At 67.4% G+C, this 7720-nt stretch carries 6 protein-coding genes; all 6 read left to right on the top strand.

Translation table 11 applies throughout. The annotated features are described in order from the left end of the window. Window positions 1-106 precede the first annotated feature (106 nt). Window positions 107-886: a signal peptidase I gene (gene lepB / locus Q8N10_RS20230; protein ID WP_304774400.1), complete on the top strand. Its 780-nt coding sequence runs from the start codon at window positions 107-109 to the stop codon at window positions 884-886. Then, entirely contained in the window at window positions 883-1581 is a 699-nt protein-coding gene (gene rnc / locus Q8N10_RS20235; RefSeq protein WP_304774402.1) for a ribonuclease III, read from the top strand. Before lepB ends, rnc begins: the two co-directional genes overlap by 4 nt. Beyond that, entirely contained in the window at window positions 1578-2510 is a 933-nt protein-coding gene (gene era, locus Q8N10_RS20240; RefSeq protein ID WP_304774404.1) for a GTPase Era, read from the top strand. The genes rnc and era overlap by 4 nt, the downstream gene beginning before the upstream one ends. A 229-nt stretch (window positions 2511-2739) precedes the next feature. Beyond that, window positions 2740-3471 (top strand): DNA repair protein RecO, encoded by a 732-nt coding sequence (recO, locus tag Q8N10_RS20245; RefSeq protein ID WP_304774406.1) that lies wholly within the window; start codon window positions 2740-2742, stop codon window positions 3469-3471. A gap of 57 nt (window positions 3472-3528) precedes the next feature. Next, the gene (gene parC / locus Q8N10_RS20250) at window positions 3529-5778 is read left to right on the top strand and encodes a DNA topoisomerase IV subunit A (protein WP_304774407.1); all 2250 of its coding nucleotides are present in this window, start codon (window positions 3529-3531) and stop codon (window positions 5776-5778) included. 65 nt (window positions 5779-5843) lie between these two features. Further along, window positions 5844-7631 carry an aspartate--tRNA ligase gene (aspS, locus tag Q8N10_RS20255; protein ID WP_304774409.1) on the top strand — a complete coding sequence of 596 codons (1788 nt, stop codon included), beginning with the start codon at window positions 5844-5846 and terminating at the stop codon, window positions 7629-7631. Window positions 7632-7720: the final 89 nt, after the last annotated feature.

Here is a 7720-nt window from a genome sequence, read left to right on the forward strand (position 1 = left end):
TCGCCTGGACAAAGAGTTCACGGGCGCGACTCTTGCCGCTGGGCTATGCAGCGGTTAGCTACAGGCCCTCAATGCGCCGCCTCGCCGGATGTTCGGAACCCCATCTATGACTGAAGACGTGCACAGCGCGGACAGCTCCGAAAAGTCCGGAGCCCTGAATGAGGTCGTGGAGATCGTGAAAACGGTCGTCTACGCCCTGCTGATCGCACTGTTCCTGCGGGTGCTGTTCTTCCAGCCCTTCACCATTCCCTCGGCCTCGATGGATCCGACCCTCCTGGAGGGCGACTACATCATCGTGTCGAAATACTCCTACGGCTATTCCAAGAACTCGATCCCCTTCAGCCCGCCGCTGTTCAAGGGACGGATCATGGATCGCATGCCCGAGCGCGGTGATATCATCGTCTTCAAGCTGCCTCGCGACGGCCACATCGACTACATCAAGCGCCTCGTGGGCCTGCCCGGCGACCGGATCCAGATGCAGGGCGGCGTTCTGTTCATCAACGGCAAGGCGGTGCCGCGCAGAGCGCTGCCGCCGGTGATGGTGGACTCCGGCTACGGCTTCACGCGCAACGTCGAACGCTATGAAGAGACCCTGCCCAACGGCAAGAGCTACATCACCTACGACTTCGGCCCCGACGGCGACGTGGACAACACCGGCGTCTTCGTGGTGCCTGAGGGCTCCTACTTCTTCATGGGCGACAACCGCGACAACTCCCTCGACAGCCGCGTGCCGGCCGAGATCGGCGTGGGTTATGTCCCGGCCGAGAACCTGGTGGGCAAGGCCCGGATCATCATGCTGTCCTGGAACAAGGGCGCCTCGCTCTTCAAGCCCTGGACCTGGGTCCTGGATGCACGGCCCAGCCGGTTCTTCCACACCCTGAAATGAACAAGCGCGAAGTCGCGGTCTCCGAACTCGAGGCCCGCATAGGCCACGTTTTCCAGGACCGCGAACTTCTCGAGCGGGCCCTGACTCACGCCAGCGTCGGCAGCGGCTCCACGAAGACCGCCCACAACGAGCGCCTGGAATTCCTCGGCGACCGGGTGCTGAACCTGATGGCCGCCGAGCGGCTGATGGAGCTGCGCCCCGAGGCCCGCGAGGGCGAGATGTCGCGCCTGATGAACAAGGTGATCACCTACCAGGCCTGCGCCCGCGTCGCCCGCCTGGTGGGCCTGCCCGAGGCTCTGCGGGTCGGACACGGCGAGACCAAGCTTGGGACCCGCGACAACGACAAGGTGCTGGGCGACGCCTGCGAGGCCCTCATCGCGGCCCTCTACATTGAGGGCGGCCTGACCCTGGCCAAGACCTTCTTCTTCACGTTCTGGCTCTCCGAGTTCGAGACCATGGACCAGGCCGCCTTCAAGGATTCCAAGACCTTGCTCCAGGAATGGGCTATGGCGCGGGGATTGCCTGTTCCGCGCTATGATGTGGTGGCCCAATCGGGGTCCGCCCACGAGCCGGTGTTCACCATCGAAGTCTCGATCGAGGGCCAGTCGCCGGAGCGGGCGCAGGGCCGGTCGAAGCTGGAAGCCCAGAAAGCCGTCGCCAACATAATGCTTTCGAAACTCGAGACCGCCCAATGACCCGTGCAGGTTTTGTCGCCGTGATCGGCGCGCCCAACGCCGGCAAGTCCACCCTGACCAACCGCATGGTGGGCGCCAAGGTCTCGATCGTGACCCAGAAGGTGCAGACCACGCGCTTCCCGGTGCGCGGCGTGGCCATCGAGGGCGAGACCCAGCTCGTGCTCGTCGACACGCCCGGCATCTTCACCCCGCGCCGCCGACTGGACCGCGCCATGGTGCGGTCGGCCTGGGGCGGAACCGAGGACGCCGACGCCGTAGTGCACCTGGTGGACGCCGCCGCCGAGATCGCCGTCAACGAAGGCAAGGGCAAGGCCGCCGACCGCCGCGGCATGGCCGATGTCGACACCATCGTCGAGGGCCTGAAGGCCGCCGGCAAGCAGGTGATCCTGGCGCTGAACAAGATCGACGGCGTCAAGCGCGAGAACCTGCTGGCCATCTCCCAAAGGCTCTTCGAAACAGGTGTCTATACCGAGGTCTTCATGATCTCGGCCGCCACCGGAGCCGGCGTCGAGGACCTCACTAAGCGTCTGGTTGAACTAATGCCCGAGGGGCCCTGGCTCTATCCCGCCGATCAGACCGCCGACCTGCCGGTTCGCCTGCTGGCCGCCGAGATCACGCGCGAGAAGATCTATCTGCGGGTTCACGAGGAGCTGCCCTATGCGGCGGCCGTGGAGACCACCTCGTTCGAGGAGCGCAAGGACGGCTCCCTGCGCATCGAACAGACCATCTATGTCGAGCGCGAGAGCCAGCGTCCCATCGTGCTGGGCGCCAATGGCCAGACCCTGAAGTGGATCGGCCAGAAGTCCCGCGAGGAACTCACCACCCTGCTGGACAAGACCGTTCACCTGTTCCTGACGGTGAAGGTCGACGAACGCTGGGCCGACAAGCGCGAGTTCTACGGCGACGTGGGCCTCGACTTCGATGTCTAAGGCCGCCCCCCCGCGGTCCTTCTCCCCTTGCGGGAGAAGGTGGCCCTGCGGAGCAGGGTCGGATGAGGGGTCGATAGTCCTATCCGGCAAACCCACTTCCAGCGATCTGCGGTCGCCGGGATGACAGCTGTCTTGTTCCGCGAACGGAGCGCGACCCCTCATCCGTCGGGCCTTCGCCCGACACCTTCTCCCGCAAGGGGAGAAGGAGCCTTGGCGCTCGCCTGACTCCATGGAATTCGAAGACGACGCCTTCGTGCTCTCGGCCCGGCCTCACGGAGAGGCCGGGGCCATCGTCGAGTTCCTGACCGCCACCCACGGCCGCTACGCCGCCCACGTGGCGGGGGGGACGTCGCGGCGGATCAAGCCCTTCCTGCAGCCCGGCGCGCGCGCCGTCATCGCCTATCGCGCCCGGGTGTCCGACCAGCTGGGCTCGGCCTCCCTGGAGCCCGTGGGGGAGGGGCCGTCGGCCCTGTTCGACGACGCGCTGGCCCTGGCCGGCCTGTCGGCCGCCGCCGCCGTGGCCGCCGCCGCCCTGCCGGAACGCGAGCCGCATCCCGGCGCCTTCTACGCCTTCGAGGCCCTGACCGATTCCCTCATCCATCCCGATATCTGGCCGGCCATCTTTGTGCGCTTCGAGGCGGGGCTGCTGCAGGACCTGGGTTTCGGCCTGGACCTCTCCAAGTGCGCCGCCACCGGGGTGCTGGACAACCTGATCTATGTCAGCCCCCGCACCGGCCGGGCGGTCAGCGCAGAGGCGGGCGAGCCCTACAAGGACAAGCTCCTGCACCTGCCGCCCTTCCTGCTTTCGGCCCAGGGCGGCATCGCGCCGGGCGACATCCGCGCCGGCCTCGACCTCACCGCCCACTTCCTGCAGGCCTTCGTCTTCAACCCCCTGAACCGGCCGCTGCCCCAGGCCAGGCTCTGGCTTGTGGACCGTCTATCTGACGCAGACCGGCTCTAGAGACGCGGGCGCCCCGGCCCGCTAGAATCACCGCGCAACCGAGTTCGCGATTCTCCCATGTCCAAACACACCCCACCGCCCTTCGAGGGCGACGGCGACCGCATCATTGACGAGCCGCTGTCCGAGGCCCTGTCCCGGCGGTATCTCGCCTATGCGCTTTCCACCATCACCGGTCGGGCCCTGCCCGATGTGCGCGATGGCCTGAAGCCCGTGCACCGGCGGCTGATGTACGCCATGCGCATGCTGCGGCTGGACCCCACCACCACCGCCAAGAAGTGCGCCCGGGTCGTCGGCGACGTCATCGGTAAGTACCACCCGCACGGCGACGTGGCGGTCTATGAGGCCCTGGTGCGCCTGGCCCAGGACTTCGCCCAGCGCTATCCGCTGGTCGACGGCCAGGGGAACTTCGGCAACATCGACGGCGATAACGCCGCGGCCATGCGCTACACCGAGTGCAAGCTCACCGTCGCCGCCCAGCTGCTGCTGGACGGGATCGACGAGGACGCGGTGGACTTCCGCTCCACCTATGACGGCGAGGACGAGGAGCCTGTCGTCCTGCCGGCCGGCTTCCCCAACCTGCTGGCCAATGGCTCGTCGGGCATCGCCGTGGGCATGGCCACCTCCATCCCGCCGCACAACGCCGCCGAGCTGATCGACGCCTGCCTGGTGCTGCTCAGCAACCGCGAAGCCACCACGATGGACCTGCTGGAGCACGTCCAGGGCCCCGACTTCCCCACCGGCGGCGTCATCGTCGAGCCCAAGGCCTCCATGGCCGAGACCTACGAGACCGGCCGGGGCGGCGTCCGCGTTCGCGCCCGCTGGTCCAAGGAGGACAACGGCCGCGGGACCTACCAGATCGTCATCACCGAGATTCCGTATCAGGTGAAGAAGGCCGACCTGGTGGAGCAGCTCGCCGGCCTGATCGAGACCAAGAAGGCCCCGCTGCTGGGCGACGTGCGCGACGAGAGCGCCGAGGACGTGCGCCTGATCCTCGAGCCCAAGAGCCGCAACGTCGAACCCGAGGTGCTGATGGAGAGCCTGTTCAAGCTCTCCGACCTGGAGACCCGCTTCCCGGTCAACATGAACGTCCTGGATGCGCGCGGCACGCCCGGCGTCATGAGCCTGAAGCGCTGCCTGCAGTCCTTCCTCGATCACCGCCGCGAGGTGCTGGTCCGCCGCGCCCGCTTCCGGTTGGCGAAGATCGAGGCGCGCCTGCACATCCTCGACGGGATGGTCATCGCCTTCCTCAATCTGGACGAGGTGATCCGCATCGTCCGTTACGAGGACGAGCCCAAGACCAAGCTGATTGACGCCTTCGATCTCTCCGACATCCAGGCCGACGCCATCCTCAACACCCGCCTGCGCCAGTTGGCCCGGCTGGAGGAAATGGAGCTGCGCCGCGAGCATGCGGAGCTCGCCGAGGAACGCGACGGTCTGGTCAAGATGCTGGGCGACGACAAGCAGCAATGGAAGCTGGTGGGCGTGGGCCTCAAGGATGTGCGCGCGATCCTCGGCCCCGACACCACGCTGGGCCGCCGCCGCTCGACCTTCGACACCGCCCCCGTGGTGGACGCCGACGCCGCCATCGAGGCGATGATCGTGCGCGAGCCGATCACCGTCATCCTCTCCGAACGCGGCTGGATCCGCGCCGCCAAGGGCCGGGTGGAGGACCCCTCGGAACTGAAGTTCAAGGAGGGCGACAAGCTCGGCTTCCTGGTCCCGGCCGAGACCACCGACAAGCTGCTGATCTTCGCCTCCGACGGCCGCTTCTTCACCGTCGGCTGCGACAAGCTCCCCTCGGCCCGCGGCCACGGCGAGCCCCTGCGGCTGATGCTCGACCTCGACGACAAGACCGACATCATCGACATCTTCCCCTTCAAGGCGGGCTCCAGGCGGGTGATCGCCTCGAAGGAGGGCTACGGCTTCGTGATGCCGGAGGAGGAGGCCATCTCCGCCCGCCGCGCCGGCAAGCAGGTGCTCAACGTCGGCGCCAAGGGCGCGGCCTTCGCCATGCCGGCCACCGGCGACCACCTGGGCGTCATCGGCGACAACGGCAAGATCCTGATCTTCCCGCTCGCCGAGCTGCCGGAAATGCCGCGCGGCAAGGGCGTCAAGCTGCAGACCTACCGCGAAGGCGGCCTGCGCGACGCCATCGTCTTCAACCAGACCGACGGCGCAACCTGGATCGACCCCGCCGGCCGCACCCGCGTCTGGGCCGAGTGGAAGGACTGGCTCGCGCGGCGCGCCGCCGCCGGCAAGCTGGCCCCCAAGGGCTTCCCCACCAGCAAGCGGTTCAAGCCGAAGTAGGCGGGGCTGAAACTTGACTTTCGACCCCCCTCATGCGCCCTTCCGCGCCTTGATTTTCTAGAGCTTTGGCGACCATGCATCCCCACCGTTCCCATACCTGCGGCGCCCTCCGGTCGGCGGACACGGGCCAGAATGTCCGCCTGTCGGGCTGGATCCACCGCAAGCGCGACCACGGCGGGCTGATGTTCATCGACCTGCGCGACCACTACGGCCTGACCCAGCTGGTGATCAGCCCCGAGACCCCCGGCTTCGACCGCGTCGAGCGCCTGCGCGCCGAGAGTGTGATCCGGGTGGACGGCCAGGTCCTGGCCCGCTCGGCCGACACCATCAACGCCAACCTGCCCACGGGCGAGGTCGAGATCCGCGTGTCGTCCATCGACGTGATCTCGGAAGCCGCCGAGCTGCCCCTGCCGGTGTTCGGCGAGCCCGACTATCCCGAAGAGCTGCGGCTCAAGCACCGTTATCTCGACCTGCGCCGCGAGACCCTGCACAAGAACATCGTCCTGCGCTCCAAGGTCATCCAGTCGATCCGCAACCGCATGATCGGCCAGGGCTTCCTGGAGTACCAGACCCCGATCCTGACGGCCTCGTCGCCGGAAGGGGCGCGCGACTTCCTGGTGCCCTCGCGCCTGCACCCGTCCAAGTTCTACGCGCTTCCCCAGGCGCCCCAGCAGTTCAAGCAGCTGCTGATGGTGGCCGGCTTCGACCGCTACTTCCAGATCGCCCCCTGCTTCCGCGACGAGGACCTGCGGGCCGACCGCAGCCTGGAATTCTACCAGCTCGACGTGGAGATGAGCTTCGTCACCCAGGACGACATCTTCGCCGCCATTGAGCCGGTGATGCACGGCGTCTTCGAGGAGTTCGCCGACGGCAAGAGCGTCACCCCCTATCCGTTCCCGCGCATCCCCTATCGCGACAGCATCGCCTGGTACGGCAGCGACAAGCCCGACCTGCGCAACCCCATCAAGATGGCTGACGTCTCCGAGCGCTTCCGCGGCGGCGGCTTCGGCCTGTTCGCCCGCATCCTGGAAGACGCCAAGAACGCCGTCTGGGCGATTCCGGCCCCCAAGGGCGGAAGCCGCGCCTTCTGCGACCGCATGAACGCCTGGGCGCAGGGCGAGGGCCAGCCGGGCCTGGGCTACATCTTCTGGAGTGAGGACCAGGGCGCCTGGGGCGGGCCCATCGCCAAGAACCTCGGCGCCGAGGCCACCGACCTCCTCATGAAAGAGATCGGCCTGGGGCAGGGCGACGCGGCCTTCTTCGTCGCCGGCGATCCCAAGAGCTTCTACAAGTTCGCCGGCTCGGCCCGCACCAAGGTCGGGACTGACCTGAAGCTGATCGACGAGGACCGCTTCGAATTCGTCTGGATCGTCGACTTCCCGATGTTCGAGATGAACGAGGAGACCAACCACGTCGACTTCTCGCACAACCCCTTCTCCATGCCGCAGGGCGAGCTGGAGGCGCTGGAGACCAAGGACCCCTTGGACATCCTGGCCTACCAGTACGACATCGTCTGCAACGGCTACGAGCTGTGCTCGGGCGCGGTGCGGAACCACCTTCCCGAGGTGATGCTGAAGGCCTTCGACATCGCCGGCTACGGCCCCAGCGTGGTCGAGGAGCAATTCGGCGGCATGCTCAACGCCTTCCGCCATGGCGCCCCGCCGCACGGCGGCCTGGCGCCCGGCATCGACCGGATCGTCATGCTGCTGGCCGGCCAGACGGCCATCCGCGAGGTCATCGCCTTCCCGCTGAACCAGCAGGGCCAGGACCTGCTGATGAACGCGCCGTCAGAGGTCGAGGAAAAGCAGCTCAAGGAACTGCACGTCCGCCTGGCCCCGCCGATCAAGGTCTAGCGGGCCGGCAGGCCTAGCCGGCGCTGATCAGTCGCGCGGCTCGGCGGCCGGCGCCGGCGGCCGGGGCATGCGCGGCGGGGTCGGGGGCC

It is taken from the genome of Phenylobacterium sp. (genome assembly GCF_030693625.1).
Classification (GTDB): Bacteria; Pseudomonadota; Alphaproteobacteria; order Caulobacterales; family Caulobacteraceae; genus Phenylobacterium; species Phenylobacterium ferrooxidans.

Excerpts from the sequence above, each read along its gene's own strand:
- lepB (WP_304774400.1), top strand. The coding sequence starts at position 107 with ATGACTGAAGACGTGCACAGCGCGGACAGCTCCGAAAAGTCCGGAGCC.
- rnc (WP_304774402.1), top strand. The coding sequence starts at position 883 with ATGAACAAGCGCGAAGTCGCGGTCTCCGAACTCGAGGCCCGCATAGGC.
- era (WP_304774404.1), top strand. The coding sequence starts at position 1,578 with ATGACCCGTGCAGGTTTTGTCGCCGTGATCGGCGCGCCCAACGCCGGC.
- recO (WP_304774406.1), top strand. The coding sequence starts at position 2,740 with ATGGAATTCGAAGACGACGCCTTCGTGCTCTCGGCCCGGCCTCACGGA.
- parC (WP_304774407.1), top strand. The coding sequence starts at position 3,529 with ATGTCCAAACACACCCCACCGCCCTTCGAGGGCGACGGCGACCGCATC.